This is a genomic window from Bacillus sp. SIMBA_026, assembly GCF_046535335.1.
In the GTDB taxonomy this organism is placed as follows: Bacteria; Bacillota; Bacilli; order Bacillales; family Bacillaceae; genus Bacillus; species Bacillus velezensis.
This window is the reverse complement of the sequence record NZ_JAWRWX010000007.1, coordinates 1-16,701: the sequence shown is the minus strand read 5'-3', so window position 1 is coordinate 16,701 and position 16,701 is coordinate 1. Positions and strand designations below refer to the sequence as shown.

Annotated in this window: 18 protein-coding genes, 1 rRNA gene and 1 other annotated feature; all 19 genes read right to left on the bottom strand. The window is 45.2% G+C overall.

The genetic code is table 11. From position 1 onward, the window contains the following. Positions 1 to 134: 134 nt before the first annotated feature. Positions 135 to 314: a preprotein translocase subunit SecE gene (gene secE, locus SB847_RS19655; RefSeq protein WP_003156422.1), complete on the bottom strand. Its 180-nt coding sequence runs from the start codon at positions 312 to 314 to the stop codon at positions 135 to 137. 32 nt (positions 315 to 346) lie between these two features. Further along, the gene (rpmG, locus tag SB847_RS19650) at positions 347 to 496 is read right to left on the bottom strand and encodes a 50S ribosomal protein L33 (RefSeq protein ID WP_003156421.1); all 150 of its coding nucleotides are present in this window, start codon (positions 494 to 496) and stop codon (positions 347 to 349) included. A gap of 85 nt (positions 497 to 581) precedes the next feature. Continuing rightward, positions 582 to 1,238 carry an RNA polymerase sporulation sigma factor SigH gene (gene sigH, locus SB847_RS19645; protein ID WP_003156415.1) on the bottom strand — a complete coding sequence of 219 codons (657 nt, stop codon included), beginning with the start codon at positions 1,236 to 1,238 and terminating at the stop codon, positions 582 to 584. 62 nt (positions 1,239 to 1,300) lie between these two features. Continuing rightward, positions 1,301 to 1,813 carry a ribosome-dependent mRNA decay endonuclease Rae1/YacP gene (gene rae1, locus SB847_RS19640; protein WP_003156414.1) on the bottom strand — a complete coding sequence of 171 codons (513 nt, stop codon included), beginning with the start codon at positions 1,811 to 1,813 and terminating at the stop codon, positions 1,301 to 1,303. A gap of 6 nt (positions 1,814 to 1,819) precedes the next feature. Then, positions 1,820 to 2,569: a 23S rRNA (guanosine(2251)-2'-O)-methyltransferase RlmB gene (rlmB, locus tag SB847_RS19635; protein WP_003156413.1), complete on the bottom strand. Its 750-nt coding sequence runs from the start codon at positions 2,567 to 2,569 to the stop codon at positions 1,820 to 1,822. Continuing rightward, complete coding sequence (locus SB847_RS19630) at positions 2,553 to 2,984, bottom strand: Mini-ribonuclease 3 (RefSeq protein WP_003156412.1); 432 nt, start codon at positions 2,982 to 2,984, stop codon at positions 2,553 to 2,555. The genes rlmB and SB847_RS19630 overlap by 17 nt, the downstream gene beginning before the upstream one ends. A gap of 4 nt (positions 2,985 to 2,988) precedes the next feature. Then, the gene (gene cysS, locus SB847_RS19625) at positions 2,989 to 4,389 is read right to left on the bottom strand and encodes a cysteine--tRNA ligase (RefSeq protein ID WP_007615229.1); all 1,401 of its coding nucleotides are present in this window, start codon (positions 4,387 to 4,389) and stop codon (positions 2,989 to 2,991) included. Continuing rightward, positions 4,386 to 5,039: a serine O-acetyltransferase gene (cysE, locus tag SB847_RS19620; protein WP_003156410.1), complete on the bottom strand. Its 654-nt coding sequence runs from the start codon at positions 5,037 to 5,039 to the stop codon at positions 4,386 to 4,388. Before cysE ends, cysS begins: the two co-directional genes overlap by 4 nt. Positions 5,040 to 5,113: 74 nt before the next feature. Then, positions 5,114 to 5,347: a binding site (T-box leader), on the bottom strand. 2 nt (positions 5,348 to 5,349) lie between these two features. Next, on the bottom strand, positions 5,350 to 6,801 hold the full coding sequence (gltX, locus tag SB847_RS19615; RefSeq protein ID WP_410578349.1) for a glutamate--tRNA ligase: 1,452 nt from the start codon (positions 6,799 to 6,801) through the stop codon (positions 5,350 to 5,352). A gap of 91 nt (positions 6,802 to 6,892) precedes the next feature. Next, positions 6,893 to 7,369, bottom strand: coding sequence for a 2-C-methyl-D-erythritol 2,4-cyclodiphosphate synthase (ispF, locus tag SB847_RS19610; protein ID WP_003156407.1), 477 nt, complete (start codon positions 7,367 to 7,369; stop codon positions 6,893 to 6,895). Next, positions 7,362 to 8,060 carry a 2-C-methyl-D-erythritol 4-phosphate cytidylyltransferase gene (gene ispD, locus SB847_RS19605; RefSeq protein ID WP_410565234.1) on the bottom strand — a complete coding sequence of 233 codons (699 nt, stop codon included), beginning with the start codon at positions 8,058 to 8,060 and terminating at the stop codon, positions 7,362 to 7,364. Before ispD ends, ispF begins: the two co-directional genes overlap by 8 nt. Before the next feature lie 12 nt (positions 8,061 to 8,072). After that, complete coding sequence (locus SB847_RS19600) at positions 8,073 to 9,173, bottom strand: PIN/TRAM domain-containing protein (RefSeq protein WP_003156403.1); 1,101 nt, start codon at positions 9,171 to 9,173, stop codon at positions 8,073 to 8,075. Positions 9,174 to 9,286: 113 nt separating this feature from the next. Next, positions 9,287 to 10,369 (bottom strand): DNA integrity scanning diadenylate cyclase DisA, encoded by a 1,083-nt coding sequence (gene disA / locus SB847_RS19595; protein ID WP_007615225.1) that lies wholly within the window; start codon positions 10,367 to 10,369, stop codon positions 9,287 to 9,289. 3 nt (positions 10,370 to 10,372) lie between these two features. Beyond that, positions 10,373 to 11,752, bottom strand: coding sequence for a DNA repair protein RadA (gene radA / locus SB847_RS19590; RefSeq protein ID WP_014416742.1), 1,380 nt, complete (start codon positions 11,750 to 11,752; stop codon positions 10,373 to 10,375). 93 nt (positions 11,753 to 11,845) lie between these two features. After that, on the bottom strand, positions 11,846 to 14,278 hold the full coding sequence (clpC, locus tag SB847_RS19585) for an ATP-dependent protease ATP-binding subunit ClpC (protein WP_015239036.1): 2,433 nt from the start codon (positions 14,276 to 14,278) through the stop codon (positions 11,846 to 11,848). After that, a complete protein-coding gene (gene mcsB / locus SB847_RS19580; RefSeq protein ID WP_003156398.1) occupies positions 14,275 to 15,366 on the bottom strand; it encodes a protein-arginine kinase McsB in 1,092 nt (363 codons plus the stop codon). The genes clpC and mcsB overlap by 4 nt, the downstream gene beginning before the upstream one ends. Further along, the gene (mcsA, locus tag SB847_RS19575) at positions 15,366 to 15,923 is read right to left on the bottom strand and encodes a protein-arginine kinase activator protein McsA (RefSeq protein ID WP_007410387.1); all 558 of its coding nucleotides are present in this window, start codon (positions 15,921 to 15,923) and stop codon (positions 15,366 to 15,368) included. Before mcsA ends, mcsB begins: the two co-directional genes overlap by 1 nt. Positions 15,924 to 15,936: 13 nt before the next feature. Beyond that, positions 15,937 to 16,401, bottom strand: a complete 465-nt coding sequence (ctsR, locus tag SB847_RS19570) for a transcriptional regulator CtsR (protein WP_003156396.1) — start codon at positions 16,399 to 16,401, stop codon at positions 15,937 to 15,939. Between the two features lie 226 nt (positions 16,402 to 16,627). Further along, positions 16,628 to 16,701, bottom strand: a 5S ribosomal RNA gene (gene rrf, locus SB847_RS22605); the annotation flags it as partial.

Here is a 16,701-nt window from a genome sequence, read left to right as displayed (position 1 = left end):
CATTTAAAAATGAAGTGTAAAACAAAAAATAGGCTCAGGGCCTATGAATCCTTTTTCAACAACACAATAAAAAACCCGCTGAACGGGTTTTGGCAAACGATATTATGATCTATTATAGCACGTATTGCTGATCATTATTCAACTATTAAACGAATTAATTGAGAAATTCCTGTATCAAGGAGGGCAAAAAAGATAACAAAAAAGATAACCGTTGAAATCACCGTGATTGTATAGCGCGTTAACTCTTTGCCTTTAGGCCAGCTAACCTTTTTCATTTCTTTCCCAACATCTTTAAAGAAACTCATCATGCGCATGTAAAAGACCTCCACAATTTAAAAAGCGAACACTATTTTGTTTCTAAATGAGCTGTATGTGAATTGCAAGTGCTGCAGTACTTCTTAACTTCTAACCGCTCAGCCGCTGATGCAGAGCTTTTCATTGTCGTATAATTACGATTTCCGCATGTTTTGCATGCCAGCGTAATCTTTTTTCTCATGTCGTTACACCTTTTCCTAAACATTCATTTATCTTAATAAAATAGCACAGTCAGAAAAATTCTGTCAATATGACACAGAAACCTGCTACAGGCTGATCTCTCTTATTTCTAAATACTTTTCAAGCTTGCGCTTCACGCGCTGCAGGGCATTATCGATTGATTTTACGTGTCGGTTTAAGTCATCTGAAATCTCTTGGTAACTTCTTCCGTCCAAGTACAAAACAAGCACCTTTCTCTCCAGATCGCTCAGCAGTTCTCCCATTTTCATTTCGATATCATCAAATTCTTCCTGATTAATAATCATCTCTTCAGGATTTAACGTTTTAGCACCTGAAATGACATCAAGCAGTGTTCTGTCAGATTCTTCATCAAAAATAGGTTTGTCTAAAGAAACATAGGAATTTAAAGGAATGTGTTTCTGACGGGTAGCTGTCTTTATTGCGGTAATAATCTGGCGGGTAATGCATAATTCTGCAAAAGCTTTAAATGAAGTAAGCTTGTCCTCTCTAAAGTCTCGGATAGACTTATATAAGCCTATCATCCCTTCCTGTACAATATCTTCTCTGTCGGCCCCTATTAAAAAATAAGACCTTGCTTTCGCCCGTACAAAATTACGGTACTTCGTAATCAAGTAATCTAACGCATCACTATCCCCAACATGAACCTTTTCAATGACCTGCTCGTCCTCCAACTGGCAAAATTGCACTTTGTTGAACTTTCCCTTGCTGTTCTGTAGATTCACTGCGATCCCCCCGGCGCACGTAGATAGAAATATTATACATTAATGGGCGAAAAAGCGTCAACCTAATCCAGACCGCCTCGGCGCCACTTTTCAAACGTTTTCAAAACCTCTTCGGACAGCTCGATTTTACCCGGTGGTTTTTCAGAAGTGATCTTTGAAACCCGCCTTTGAATCCGGCGTTCTATCGTATCCACTTCCCTCAGGAGCTCCCGGGCGGATTTGCGGAGAGCCCCTTGTCCGAAAATCGCCCACTGCTCCGTATAATCGGAAGTTGCGACATGAATCTGTGTCGCAATATTATTCAGCGCCTGGGCAAGCTTCTCGATCCGCTCATCCGCCGTCTCATTCTCCCGTGTGAAAATCACTTCGACTCTGTGATTCGTTTGTTTTTTCTCTATGCCTTTTACCAGGTGTGCGTCAAACACCACAATGACTCTGATTCCCGTGTAGGACTGATATTCCGCCATCTTCTGGATCAGTACATCTCTCGCTTCTTCAAAACTGTTCGCTTTTAAATCCTTTAGCTGCGGCCAAGCTCCAATCATGTTGTATCCGTCTACTAACAGGATGTCCATCTGTCTTCATTCCCCTAAAGGATTGCGCTTCCGGTAGACTTCATACATGAGAAGGCCGGCCGCTACCGACGCATTCAAAGACGTGACTTTTCCGGCCATCGGAAGCTTAATGAGAAAATCACATTTCTCTTTCACAAGCCGGCCCATTCCTCTGCCTTCGCTTCCGATAACGAGCGCCAAAGGCATCTTGCCGTCCATAGAGCGGTAGTCTTCCCGGGCGGATGCATCCGTTCCGACGACCCAAATCCCCCGCTCCTTCATTTCATCAAGTGTCCGGGCAAGGTTGGTCACCTTCACGACGGGAATGTGTTCAATCGCACCGGTCGAAGCTTTTGCGACTGTCGAAGTCAGTCCGACCGCTCTGCGTTTCGGAATCACGATGCCGTGTGCACCGACAGCGTCAGCCGTTCTCATGATGGAACCGAGATTATGAGGGTCTTCCAGCTCGTCCAGTATGAGAAAGAAAGGCTGTTCGTTTCTCTCTTCCGCTCTTTTATATAATTCGTCTAATTGTGCATATTCATATGCCGCCACTTGGGCGACAACACCCTGATGCTGCCCCTCCACCATCTGATCGAGTTTTTTCCTCGGTACAAATTGAATGGTGACGCCGCGCTTTTTAGCAAGCTCCATAACTTGCTGCGCCTGTCCTTTTACTGTGTTTTCCGCCATCCATAACTTATACAGCTTGCGATCTGACTTTAACGTCTCAATCACAGCGTTTTTTCCTATGACGTAATCATGTTGCTGACTCATTTGTTTTCCTCCCTGACGTCCCGACTTGTATAGCCTCAGCAATCAGCTGATTCAGTCTTTCTTCTCTTTTCTCAAGAAAAAGGTATCCGAGTAAAGCCTCAAAAGCTGTACTATGGCGGTACGTCTGTACATCTGTGTTTTTAGGCGTCGTCCCTGATTTCGCGTTTCTGCCTCTTCTCAGCACGGCTTCCTCTTCCTCCGTGAAAAAGGATTCGTCCTGAAGGCGGAACAATATGTCTGCCTGTGATTTTGCCGATACAATCCGGCTCGCCTTCTTATGAAGGTCATTCGGTTTCGTAAAGCCCTGCTTAAGCAGGTGATGCCGGACGTATATTTCAAAAATGGCATCACCCATATAAGCAAGCGCAAGACCGTTTAACTGCTTTGAATCTTTGATTTGTTCAAATTGAAGCATCCGCTTACTCTCCCCGCTTCCAGCGAGTTCCCTGGGCCGTATCTTCAAGAATGATATTCATGCTTTTCAGCTGATCGCGAATCTGGTCTGACAAAGCAAAATCGCGATTGCGGCGGGCTTCATTTCTCTTCTCAATCAACTCTTCAATCTCTTCGTCGACAAGCTCTTCTTCGCCGAGCGTAAGTCCGAGAACAGATCCGATTCTGTCAAACATGCTGATAAAGGCTTTAATGACGTGATCCGCCGTATTGTCTTCCTGCATGTAGTAATTGGCGAGCTTCGCCAGATCAAACCAAACGGAAATCGCATTCGCCGTATTAAAATCATCATCCATTGCTTCTTCAAACGCAGTGCGGTGCTCTTCGATTTTAGCGAGCCATTCCTCATCATTGTCAGTCAGATTCGTGCTGCTAATCAAACGATGGTTTAAATTACTATAGGCCGTCTTCAGGCGGTTAAACGCGTTTTTTGTTTTCTCAAGCAGCTCTTCCGAATAGTTGATCGGGTGGCGGTAATGAACGGACAGCATGAAAAATCTCAAAAGCTGCGGGTCATATTGCTTAATGATATCGTGCACCAAAACAAAGTTGCCGAGAGATTTTGACATCTTCTCATTATCGATATTGATATATCCGTTGTGAAGCCAGTATTTTGCGAATGTCTTGCCTGTTAATGCTTCAGATTGGGCGATTTCGTTTTCATGGTGCGGGAATGTCAGGTCCTGACCGCCGGCATGAATATCGATTTCGTCACCCAAATACTTTTTCACCATTGCGGAGCATTCAATATGCCAGCCTGGGCGGCCTTTTCCCCAAGGGCTATCCCATGAAATTTCTCCGTCCTTAGCAGCTTTCCAAAGAGCAAAGTCCAGCGCATCCTCTTTCTTCTCGCCGACACGGATACGCGCGCCTGATCTGAGTTCATCAATTGATTGCTGGGATAGCTTGCCGTAGCCTTCGAAGGCCCTTGTTTTGAAATAGACGTCGCCTTCTGATTCATAAGCGTAGCCTTTTTTAATCAGCTCGCTGACAAATTCAATAATGGCGTCCATGTTTTCCATGACCCGGGGGTGAAGATCCGCTTTCCGGCATCCGAGGGCGCCCACGTCTTCAAAATACGCTTTAATGAACCGTTCAGAAACGGCCGGGACGTCCTCACCGAGCTCGTTGGCGGCCTTAATCAGTTTGTCGTCAACATCGGTGAAATTCGATACGTATTGAACATCATATCCTTTATACTCTAAATAGTTGCGTACGGTATCATACACAATCGCCGGACGGGCGTTTCCGATATGAATATAGTTGTATACAGTCGGTCCGCACACGTACATTTTTACTTTGCCTTCCTCAAGAGGAACGAATGTTTCTTTTTTCCGTGTCAATGTATTATAAAGTGTAATGGTCATTTTTGGTTGATCCTTTCTTTTTTATCTTCCAGTTCAGCCTGCAGTTCAAAAATCTGCTGCTCCAATGCTCTAAACCGGTCAGCAACCGGATCGGGCAAGTCTTGGTGATTGAGATCGCGTTTGATTTTTCTTCCGTTCTGAATGACGACTTTCCCCGGTATGCCGACAACGGTCGAAAAGTCGGGAACATCACGAAGCACAACGGAGCCGGCCCCTACTTTAGAACCCTGCCCGACCGTAATAGAGCCGAGCACCTTCGCTCCGGTTGCAATTAAAGCATCATCTTTTATGGTCGGATGCCGCTTCCCCTTTTCTTTTCCCGTTCCCCCGAGAGTGACACCTTGGAATACCGTCACGTTATTGCCGATTTCACATGTTTCCCCTATGACGACCCCCATACCGTGGTCAATGAAAAACCTTCTCCCGATGGTCGCGCCGGGATGGATTTCAATTCCGGTAAAGAAACGGGCAATCTGTGATATCAGGCGCGCCAGGAAGAAAAATCTCCGTTTATATAAAGCATGTGCAATCCGATGCGCCCATATAGCATGTAAACCAGAATAAGTTAAAACAACTTCGAAATAGCTTCTTGCTGCCGGATCTTGATCGAACACTGTATCTATGTCTTCTTTTAGCATTTTAAAAAACACATGCTTCCCCCCATTCTCTCCCCGCTCCAGTCTGTTTTTCCGCCTATAAAAAAAGCGCCTCTGCATGTAAACATGACAGAGACGCTTTTACCGCGCGGTTCCACTCTGTTTGAAAAACAAGTCACTGTTTTCCCAACTTAAAAGCCGGTAACGGCGGCGGCCGCCTTTAAATACTGATTTCCGCAGAAATGTTCTTCAAAGGTCTTAAGGGCGCACTTCTAAAACATGACGCATGAATCTCTCTCAGCCGATGAAGATTCTTTCTGTAATGGTCATTGTTTTATACTCTTCCCTGTCAACAATCGTATATTTAAATGCTTTTCAGGCGTCTGACGGCTGTTTCTCTGCCAATCAGCTCAATGGCCTGCGGAAGCTCAGGACCGTGTGTCTGACCGGTAACCGCTACACGAATCGGCATGAACAGCTTTTTGCCTTTATGGCCTGTTTCTTTCTGAACAGCTTTGATTGAGGCTTTGATCAGCTCAGGCGTAAATTCTTCAAGCTCTTCAAGCTTCGCAGCAAATACGCTGAGCACTTCAGGCACCTGTTCTTCTTCCAGAACGGCTTTTGCCTCTTGATTATACTCGATCTCATCTTTAAAGAACAAATCAGTCAGCTCGACAATTTCAGCTCCGTAGCTCAATTGCTCATGGTAAAGAGAGATTAATTTACGAACCCATTCCTGCTCCTCGGCAGAAAGCTCAGTGCCGACTTTTCCAGCTTTTTGCAGGTGCGGCAGGGTCAGCTCAACCACTTGATCAAGATCCAGCGCTTTGACGTATTGGTTGTTGACCCATTTCAGTTTATGCATATCAAACAGAGCCGGTGACTTAGACAAACGATTTACATCAAAAATTTCAATGAATTGTTCCCTTGTGAAAAGCTCTTCTTCACCGACGGGAGACCAGCCGAGAAGTCCGATAAAGTTAAACAGCGCTTCAGGCAGGTAACCCAGCTCATCATACTGCTCAATAAACTGGATAATTGATTCATCACGTTTACTTAATTTTTTGCGGCTTTCGTTTACGATAAGCGTCATATGTCCGAAGACAGGAACATCCCAGCCGAATGCCTGGAAAATCATGATCTGTTTCGGTGTATTTGAAATGTGATCCTCACCGCGGAGCACGTGCGTCATTTTCATTAAGTAATCGTCAATCGCGACAGCAAAGTTATACGTCGGTGTTCCGTCTTTTTTGACGATGACAAAGTCGCCGATGCCGTCTGATTCAAAAGAAATCTCACCTTTTACGATATCGTTAAATGCGATGATTTTCCCTTCCGGCACCCGGAAACGGATGCTCGGCTGTCTGCCTTCGGCTAAAAACTGCTCCTGCTCTTCCTGAGTCAGGTTTCTGTGTTTGCCGGAATAGCGGGGCATTTCCCCGCGGGCGATTTGCTCTTCACGTTCTTTCTCAAGTTCTTCTTCCGTACAGAAACATTTATAAGCAAGCCCTTTTTCAAGAAGCTCTTCATAGTACTTTTTGTAAATGTCGTTACGCTCAGACTGGCGGTACGGGCCGTATTCTCCGCCGATATCCACACTTTCATCCCAGTCCATGCCGAGCCATTTCAAATAGTTGAGCTGGCTTTGCTCTCCGCATTCAATATTTCGCTTTTTGTCCGTATCCTCAATCCGGATAATAAACTTTCCGCCTTGGCTGCGGGCAAATAAATAGTTAAAAAGCGCTGTTCTGGCGTTACCGATATGCAAATGTCCGGTCGGACTCGGTGCATAACGAACGCGTACTTCATTTCCCATGTTCAAATACTTCCTTTCATCTCGTCTGTAGCCTCTAGCCGAATATATGTATCTATTCTACCACCAAATAGACCGGGCATCAAAACAATGATCAGGCTTTTTGGATCAGAACGGTCGCCTGAGCGGCAATTCCTTCGGCTCTTCCGGTAAACCCGAGCTTTTCAGTCGTCGTCGCTTTTACGTTTACTTGAGAGACGTCCGCCTCAAGGCCTTCCGCTATCCGTTTTCTCATAGCATCAATATGCGGCGCCATTTTCGGCTTTTGCGCAATAATCGTGCAGTCTATATTTCCGAGTACGTATCCTTTTTCTTTAACAATGTTCCAGACATGCTGAAGCAGCTTAAAAGAATCCGCATCCTTGAATTCCGGATCAGTATCCGGGAAATGCTTGCCGATATCTCCTTCACCTGCCGCTCCGAGACACGCGTCTGCGACTGTATGCAGCAATACATCAGCATCTGAATGTCCGAGCAGCCCCTTTTCATAAGGAATTTCAATTCCGCCGATGATGAGAGGACGGCCTTCCGTTAATTGATGCACATCAAATCCTTGTCCGATTCTAAACATTATGATTCCCACTTTCCGCTTTCATGATTGCTTCCGCAAATATCAGGTCATCCGGCGTTGTCAGCTTAATATTGGTATAGCTGCCTTCAACGATACTCACCTGATATCCATCAAGACGCTCGACGAGGCTGGCGTCATCCGTACCTAAGAAGCCTTTGTTTTCCGCTTCCATATGCGCCGTCTTCAATAAAGAAAGACGAAAAGCTTGCGGCGTTTGAACGGCCCACAAGCTTGAACGATCAAAGGTCTCCGCAACCCGGGAGCCTTCCGCCCGTTTTATCGTGTCTTTCACAGGAACAGCCAGGACAGCCGCTCCCGCCTCCTCTGCTGTTTCAACGAGCTTATCGATATGCTGATGTGTGACAAACGGGCGCGCTCCGTCATGAACAAGGACGACCGATTCCTTATCAATCACTTTCAGTCCTTCGAATACACTGTGCTGACGCTCCGCACCCCCGGTAACAAGCTCAATTTCCGTCTGAATCGGAAATTGGGCCAGCAGCTGGCGAAAATCTTCCCGTTCACTCTCGTTTATCACCAGGATTATTTTCTGACAGGGTGCGTGGCCTTCAAAAACCCGCAGTGTGTGTATAATAACAGGCGCACCTTTTAAGCTGATGAACAGCTTATTTTTTCCGGCCTTCATCCGTTTTCCTTGTCCGGCAGCCGGAATAATGACAACATACTCCATATGAACTCCCTCTTAAAGAGCTTTCTCAAGCAGCTTGGGCTTGGCAAAAATCATTCGTCCCGCCGCTGTCTGCAGTACGCTGGTTACGAGCACATCAATATGTTTCCCTATATAATTGCGGCCTTCTTCCACAACAATCATCGTCCCGTCATCCAAGTAAGCCACACCTTGATTATGCTCTTTCCCGTCCTTAATCACCTGCACATTCATCTCTTCGCCCGGAAGCACAACCGGCTTCACCGCGTTTGCAAGGTCATTAATATTCAGTACCGCAACCTTCTGAAGCTCACATACTTTATTTAAATTAAAATCATTCGTCACAACGACGCCGGATGTCAGCTTCGCAAGTTTGACAAGCTTGCTGTCAACCTCCTGAATGTCCTCGAAGTCGCCTTCATAAATTTCAACCGTAATATCCAGTTCCTTTTGAATGCGATTCAAGATATCCAGACCGCGGCGTCCTCTGTTACGTTTTAAAACATCTGAAGAATCAGCGATATGCTGTAATTCCTCCAGCACAAATTGAGGAATGACAATGACGCCTTCTAAAAAGCCCGTCTGACAAATATCTGCAATTCTCCCATCAATAATAACACTTGTATCCAAGATTTTCAGCCTTTTATCCTGTTCCTCCTGCTCCTCATCAGCACTTCCCTTTTTCTTCTGCATTCTTGCAGAAATGGAGAAAAGACTGATCAGTTCATCCTTTTTCTTAAATCCGACTTGGAAGCCCAGATAACCGAGAAAGAAAGCCAGAAAGACCGGAATGATGGTGCTGAATATACGGTACGGAATATTGTCCAGCGGAATCACGTTTACAATGAGATATGCGATGATAAGTCCAAAAACCAATCCGAGACTCCCGAATAACAGATCCGGCACCGGAGCTCTCAGCAAAGAATCTTCAATCCATTTTACCCAATTAATCACATATTCTGTCGTCCATATACTGATGAGAAAAAAGATAATAGCACCAATTGCAGCAGACGTATATGCGTTTGTTATTAAAGGTATGTCCTGTATATTTGACAGCACAAACAATTCAGGTATTAAAAAGATACCGACAACGCCGCCCACAATAATGAAGAACGCCTGAACTATTCGTTTTAACATACCTCCACCTCCTTTTAAGTAGCATTTTTTCAGCAGACTGTCAGAGCCTACAAATTCAGAATAAACAAAAACTAACAATAATATACCCGGATTCCGACAGGTTTAAGCGATTCTTAAAGCTGTCTATCTATATAGTGTTTTTCCTGAAGGCGTTTTAAGCCTTTTTTGATTTTTTTGGCGCGCACTTCGCCGATACCCTCAACATCATCAAGCTCTTCTACAGTGGCTTCCGTTATGCTTGGCAAAAACCCGAACGCCTCAACCACATTTTCAACAATCGGCATCGGCAGACGCGGAATTTTGTTCAGCAGCCTGTATCCTCTCGGGAGCACATAATCATCAATATTGGTAGAAGCCGGATATCCAAGCAGCTTAAACAGAATGGAGTCATCAAGCAGATCATAGCTGGACATATCCTGAAGCTCTTTTAACAGCACGAACGGATCTTTGATTTTTTCTTTGACATAGTCTTTGATGAAAAGTGCCGCCTCTTCTTCCATGTCCGTAATCAGTTCAATCACCTGCAGACGGATTAAGTGGCCTTCCGTTCCGAGTTCTTTAATATACATATTGATTTCATTTTTTATTCGGAGCACCATTTCATATCGATGCATGACGGACAGCACGTCACTGAATGTCACAAGCTCCTCAAACTCTAATGCGTTTAAAGCCGTAATCGTTTTGTCTAAAATGGTTTTATACTTCTCAAGCGTTTGAATGGCCTGATTTGCCTTTGTTAAAATAAATCCTATGTCCTTTAGTGTGTACTTCATGCTGTCCTGATATAACGTAATGACATTTCTGCGCTCTGAAATGGCGATGACGAGACAGCCGGTCTGCTTCGCCACCCGTTCCGCCGTACGGTGCCTCATCCCCGTTTCTGAAGAAGAAATGGTCGCTTCCGGCATAAGCTGCGTATTCGCATAAAGAATTTTCTGGCCGGAATCACTTAAAATAATGGCACCGTCCATTTTGGCCAGCTCGTATAAGTGAGCGGGCGCAAATGATGTATTAATATGAAAACCGCCATCCACGACTTGCTTTACCTTATCATTGTATCCGACAACAATCAGGCCGCCTGTATTTGCCCGAAGTACATTCTCTATCCCGGCTCTGAGCGGGGTGCCCGGTGCAACGAACTGCAGAATTGCAGACAGGTCAAGCTCTTGTTTCGCCCCTTTTTTCTCTTTTTCCATCTATTATGATCCTCCTAATGAAGTACGAAGCGCTTCTGCAACATTTGCTACTCCGACAACCTCAATCCCTTTTGGTATTGTCCACCCATCTGCATTCGCCTCAGGTATGATCATACGCTTGAAGCCGAGTTTTGCCGCTTCTTTTACGCGCTGTTCGATTCTTGACACCCTGCGGACTTCTCCTGTCAGACCCACTTCACCGATAAAGCAATCTGCGGGATTCGGCGGTGTATCTCTGAAGCTTGAGGCAATGCTGACGGCTACTGCCAAATCAATCGCCGGTTCATCCAGTTTGACCCCGCCGGCGACCTTTAAATATGCATCTTGATTTTGAAGCAAAAGACCCACCCGCTTCTCAAGCACAGCCATAATTAACGACACCCTGTTGTGGTCAATGCCTGTAGCCATGCGGCGCGGGTTTCCAAAACTGGTCGGTGATATGAGCGCCTGGATTTCAACCAGGATCGGTCTCGTTCCTTCCATTGACGCAACGATACTCGAACCCGATGCCCCGGCAGAACGCTCTTCCAAGAAAATTTCAGAAGGGTTCAGCACTTCCGTAAGCCCCTCTTCCCGCATTTCAAAGATGCCCATTTCATTTGTGGAGCCGAAACGGTTTTTTACGGCCCGCAAAATACGGAATGTATGGTGCCGCTCTCCTTCAAAGTATAGAACGGTATCGACCATGTGCTCAAGCAATCTCGGCCCTGCGATCGATCCTTCTTTTGTGACGTGCCCGACGATAAAAATAGGTATGCCGTTTGTTTTCGCGATTTTCATCAATTCGGCCGTACACTCTCTTACTTGTGATACACTGCCGGGAGCCGAGGTGATATCACTTTGGTAAACGGTCTGAATGGAGTCTACGACAACAAATGCGGGTTTCATCTCTTGTATAGCAGACGAAATATACTCCATATCGGTTTCAGATAAAACATGTAACATTTGGCTGTTGATTCCAAGTCTGTCGGCGCGCAGCTTCGTTTGCTTCACGGATTCTTCCCCTGAAATGTAAAGCACGCTGCCGGCCGTATCAGCTAATTGTGCGGATACTTGGAGAAGGAGCGTTGATTTTCCGATGCCGGGATCGCCGCCGATCAATACTAACGAGCCTTTCACAACGCCGCCGCCAAGCACTCTGTTGAATTCTTCGAGCTTTGTGTGAACGCGGGGTTCTTCTGATGTTTCAATTGATGTAATGGGTGATGGTTTCTGGACGGTTTGAACGGAGTGGGAGAAAGCCGCCCGCCGATTCGCCGGCGCTTTTTTTATGGTTTCTTCCACCATTGTATTCCAAGCCCCGCAGCCCGGGCACTTTCCCATCCACTTTGCGGATTCATAACCGCATGAGTGGCAGATGAATTTTGTTTTTGATTTAGCCATATATGTTGTAAGACCTCTTCCTTATCGAATATTTCTCTATATAACAAAGTGAGGCATACACTCGCTTACGTATGCCTCATGTTTGTCACTATATTAGTTCGTTTTAGCAGTTGTTTTTACGACAAATTCGCCGTCCTCAACATCAAGAACAATGTGCTGGCCTTTATCAATATTGCCTCTGAGGAGTTCTTCTGATAACCGGTCCTCCACATGCTTTTGAATCGCTCTTCTTAGCGGACGTGCGCCGTATTCCAAATCGACGCCCTCTTCTGCCACTTTTGCTTTTGCAGCATCCGTCAGCTCGATAGAGAGATCTTGTTCTTTCAGACGTTTTGTTAACTGATCAGACATAAGCGACACGATGTCTGTAAGATGTTTTTTCTCAAGGGAGTGGAAGACGATAATTTCGTCAATCCGGTTGATAAACTCAGGTCTGAAGGCACGCTTCAGCTCTCCCATGACTTTGTCTTTCATGTCTTTATGGTTTTGTGATTCATCCTGCACATTGAAGCCCACATATTTGTTGCGTTTCAGCTCGCTCGCTCCGACGTTTGACGTCATAATCAGGATCGTGTTGCGGAAATCCACAGTGCGTCCTTTTGAATCAGTCAAGCGTCCGTCTTCAAGCACTTGCAGGAGTATGTTAAACACATCAGGATGCGCTTTTTCAATTTCATCAAGCAGTACGACAGAGTAAGGTTTTCTTCTCACTTTTTCTGTCAGCTGGCCGCCTTCATCATAGCCGACATATCCCGGAGGAGAACCGACAAGACGTGAAGTCGAGTGTTTCTCCATGTATTCGGACATATCCACTCTGATCATCGCTTCCTCATCACCGAAAATGGATTCCGCCAGCGCTCGTGCCAGCTCTGTCTTCCCAACGCCTGTAGGGCCTAAGAAGATGAATGAACCAATCGGGCGTTTCGGGTCCTTCAGACCGGCTCTTGCACGTCTGACGGCCTTTGCAACGGCTACAACAGCTTCATCCTGGCCGATGACGCGGGAGTGCAGAATGTTTTCCATATTGAGAAGCTTATCTGTTTCCGTTTGGGCAATTTTAGATACAGGCACCCCGGTCCAGCTGGATACAACCATCGCAATATCCTCTACAGAAACTTCGGAGTTCTCCTGGCCTTGTTTTTCTTTCCACGTTTTTTTCGTGTCTTCCACCTGTTCTCTCAGGCGCTGCTCCGTATCACGAAGGGAAGCCGCTTTTTCAAACTCCTGGCTCTGAACGGCAGCGTCTTTTTCCTTGCGAACTTCATCGAGTTTCTGCTCAAGCTCTTTTAAGTTCGGAGGTGTTGTGAAAGAACGGAGACGCACTTTTGAACCGGCTTCATCAATTAAATCGATCGCTTTATCCGGAAGGAAGCGGTCAGAAATATAACGGTCGGACAATTTTACCGCCGCTTCAATCGCTTCATCGGTAATGGATACGCGGTGATGCGCTTCATAGCGGTCACGGAGCCCTTTTAAAATTTGAATGCTTTCATCGGCTGACGGCTGATCCACCTGAATCGGCTGGAAACGGCGCTCCAGAGCGGCGTCTTTTTCGATATATTTACGGTATTCATCAAGCGTTGTCGCACCGATGCATTGAAGCTCTCCGCGGGCCAGTGAAGGTTTTAAGATATTCGATGCGTCAATCGCACCTTCTGCTCCCCCCGCTCCGATCAGTGTATGCAGTTCGTCAATGAATAAAATAATATTGCCGGCCTGACGTATTTCATCCATTACTTTTTTCAAGCGGTCTTCAAATTCTCCGCGGTATTTCGTACCGGCTACAACCGTACCCATGTCTAATGTCATTACGCGTTTATCACGTAAAATTTCCGGCACTTCATTATTGATGATCTGCTGTGCGAGGCCTTCAGCAATCGCAGTTTTACCTACACCCGGTTCCCCGATAAGAACGGGGTTATTCTTCGTTCTGCGGCTTAATACCTCAATAACACGCTGAATTTCTTTGCTTCGGCCGATAACCGGATCAAGACTGTCTTCCTTCGCAATCGCGGTTAAATCACGAGCCAGACTGTCAAGCGTCGGCGTGTTTGCATTGCTGTTCGTACCGGATGCAGAAGACCCCGTCTCATTGCTTCCCAGAAGCTGCAGCACTTGCTGTCTCGCCTTATTCAAGCTGACACCGAGATTATTCAGAACTCTCGCGGCCACGCCTTCTCCTTCACGAATCAGTCCGAGAAGTATGTGTTCTGTTCCCACATAAGAATGTCCTAGCTTTCTGGCTTCATCCATGCTGAGCTCAATGACTTTTTTTGCTCTTGGCGTATAATGAATCGTTTGAGACATTTCCTGTCCCCGTCCGATTAAGCTCTCCACTTCTTTCTGAATTTTATCCGAACCGAGTCCGAGTGCTTGGAGTGCTTTAGCTGCAATCCCTTCTCCTTCACGAACCAGACCTAATAAGATATGTTCAGTTCCAATATTGTTATGGCCTAAGCGCAGTGCTTCTTCCTGTGCCAGTGCCAATACCTTTTGAGCTCGCTCTGTAAACCTTCCAAACATCATATCGAATCATCCTCCTGTCTATTTGCACTCATTTCTAAATGCAGCCTTTCCCTGATAAGAGCTGCTCTTCTCGCGTCTCTTTCGTTCGGCCGTAATGCACCGCCCGAATATTGCTGGAGAAAACCCGGCTGTGTCAAAATCATCAGTTCATTAAGTATATTGCTTGATAGCCCTTTGATGATTCCAAGGTCTATCCCCAGCCGAACGTCAGAAAGGCATTTCGCCGTTTCCTTTGATTCAATCATACGGCAGTTGGATAAAACACCGTAAGATCTGAATACCCGGTCCTCCAATTCAATTTTCGAGGTTTGGTAAAGCGCTTCTCGGGCTGAACGTTCCTGCTCAATCAGCTGGGCAGCCACACTGTTTAAATCATCTACAATGTCCTGTTCTGATTTTCCGAGTGTGATTTGATTTGAAATTTGAAAGATATTTCCTAATGCTTCGCTGCCTTCACCGTAAATTCCTCTAACAACTAAGCCTAATTGGTTAATTGCCGGTATAATTCGATTCATTTGCCTAGTTAATACAAGGCCCGGCAAATGCATCATGACTGAAGCCCTTAGTCCCGTCCCTACATTTGTAGGACAGCTTGTTAAGTATCCTCTCTTCTCTCCAAAGGCGTAATCCACTTTCTCCTCAATCCAGTCATCAACCTGGTTTGCCGCTTTTATAGCATTGAGAAGCTGGAAGCCGGGGAAGAGGCATTGAATTCTGATATGATCTTCTTCATTTAACATAATGCTGACTTCTTCATTTTCAGAAAGCAGACAGCCGCCAAAAGGGGATTCCGTTAAATTCGGGCTGATCAGATGTTTCTCCATCAGCACCCGTTTTTCCAAAGGCTGAGCTTCACTCATTCTGATTAAATGAAATTGACCGATATCAGGCAGTTCTTTCCCTGAAAAATGATCTTCGAATTGCTGAATGATGGATGAGGCTTCTTCATTCGTATACCTGGCAGGAAACTTTATATTTTCAAAGTTTCGGGCCAACCGTATACGGCTGCTGAGTACAATGTCACTTTCAGGTCCCTTTTGCTTCATCCAATTGCTTAGTGCGTCCTGAATAAAATGCTTGAGCGACATTACCCTTGTTCCCCCTCACTGTCTTTACTTTTTAATTTCTGCTCTAACGATCGGATCTGATCCCTGACCTCCGCTGCTCTTTCAAACTCTTCGTGGTGTATTAAAGATTCAAGTTCTTTTTTTAACATTTCCATTTGCCGTCTTACATGCAGGTTTCCGCCTATTCGTTTTGGAATTTTCCCGGCATGCACCGTATTCCCGCTGTGAACTTTTCGCAAGATCGGCGTAATTTGGCTGTAGAACGTATCGTAACATTCCGCACAGCCGAAACGCCCTGTTTTTCTCAGCTGCTGAAACGTCATACCGCATTTCTTACAAGCTGTGCCTTGCTCTGAGTAGCCGAACATTTGAGAACCGGTGTTTTGAAATGAAGACTCCATATTCAGCAGCCCTGATAATAAATTATGGATCGAGAACCCTTGGTTTCCACTTATACTGTATGAATCGCTATTTTCTTTTGCACATTGTTCACAAATATGAACTTCTTGTTTTTCTCCATTAACAACTTTCGTAAAGTGAAAAGTGGCCGGTCTCTCATTGCATTCTTGACAAATCAATCTTTTCACCCGCTTACTTTAGTTTTAAAGATGTGAGCATTGCTTTCATCATTCTGGCTCTTAGTTCATCCCGTTCGGGCAAATCAATATATAGAACTGAACGATCCATTACACTCACCATCATTTTAGCTTCTCTTTCCGAAATAACTCCGTCCTCTAACAGTCTGAGAATAATGTCATCAGAGGCTGCCTGGGACAAGTGGGTATGAATCTGCGAAATAATATTATTGATGAGGACGACTTCGTTATTCATTTTAATTTTGATAATACGAATATAACCGCCGCCTCCCCGTTTACTTTCAACAATATATCCTCTTTCACTTGTAAATCTGGTGTTGATGACATAATTTATTTGGGAAGGAACACATTGAAATTTATCAGCGATTTCACTGCGTTTGATCTCTAAAATTTCTTTGCCATTTTGATCTAATACTTGTTTCAAGTACTGTTCAATGATGTCAGAAATATTATGTCCCACTCAACCCCCTCCTTTATTGACTTTGACTATATTTGACTTTAACCTTACTATAAGGTGTTTCGCAAAATTTTTCAACTGTATCGCTCTATCTCTATTATTTCCACTTTGCACAAGCATAAAACCTGCTTTTACAAAAAGGCATATCGTTACGTTTCTCATATTATATAATGTATGCAGAAAAACACAAAAAAGGCAGCTCATCATGAGCTGCCTTTACCATAATATAGCTTGGCGGCGTCCTACTCTCACAGGGGGAAACCCCCGACTACCATCGGCGCTGAAGAGCTTAACTTCCGTGTT

Excerpts from the sequence above, each read along its gene's own strand:
- ispD (WP_410565234.1), bottom strand. The coding sequence starts at position 8,060 with ATGGAGTATGTTGTCATTATTCCGGCTGCCGGACAAGGAAAACGGATG.
- rlmB (WP_003156413.1), bottom strand. The coding sequence starts at position 2,569 with ATGAGTCAGCAACATGATTACGTCATAGGAAAAAACGCTGTGATTGAG.
- SB847_RS19630 (WP_003156412.1), bottom strand. The coding sequence starts at position 2,984 with ATGCTTCAATTTGAACAAATCAAAGATTCAAAGCAGTTAAACGGTCTT.
- mcsB (WP_003156398.1), bottom strand. The coding sequence starts at position 15,366 with ATGTCGCTCAAGCATTTTATTCAGGACGCACTAAGCAATTGGATGAAG.
- rae1 (WP_003156414.1), bottom strand. The coding sequence starts at position 1,813 with ATGGACATCCTGTTAGTAGACGGATACAACATGATTGGAGCTTGGCCG.
- SB847_RS19600 (WP_003156403.1), bottom strand. The coding sequence starts at position 9,173 with ATGTTAAAACGAATAGTTCAGGCGTTCTTCATTATTGTGGGCGGCGTT.
- ispF (WP_003156407.1), bottom strand. The coding sequence starts at position 7,369 with ATGTTTAGAATCGGACAAGGATTTGATGTGCATCAATTAACGGAAGGC.
- clpC (WP_015239036.1), bottom strand. The coding sequence starts at position 14,278 with ATGATGTTTGGAAGGTTTACAGAGCGAGCTCAAAAGGTATTGGCACTG.
- secE (WP_003156422.1), bottom strand. The coding sequence starts at position 314 with ATGCGCATGATGAGTTTCTTTAAAGATGTTGGGAAAGAAATGAAAAAG.
- gltX (WP_410578349.1), bottom strand. The coding sequence starts at position 6,801 with ATGGGAAATGAAGTACGCGTTCGTTATGCACCGAGTCCGACCGGACAT.
- disA (WP_007615225.1), bottom strand. The coding sequence starts at position 10,369 with ATGGAAAAAGAGAAAAAAGGGGCGAAACAAGAGCTTGACCTGTCTGCA.
- radA (WP_014416742.1), bottom strand. The coding sequence starts at position 11,752 with ATGGCTAAATCAAAAACAAAATTCATCTGCCACTCATGCGGTTATGAA.
- cysS (WP_007615229.1), bottom strand. The coding sequence starts at position 4,389 with ATGACCATTACACTTTATAATACATTGACACGGAAAAAAGAAACATTC.
- rpmG (WP_003156421.1), bottom strand. The coding sequence starts at position 496 with ATGAGAAAAAAGATTACGCTGGCATGCAAAACATGCGGAAATCGTAAT.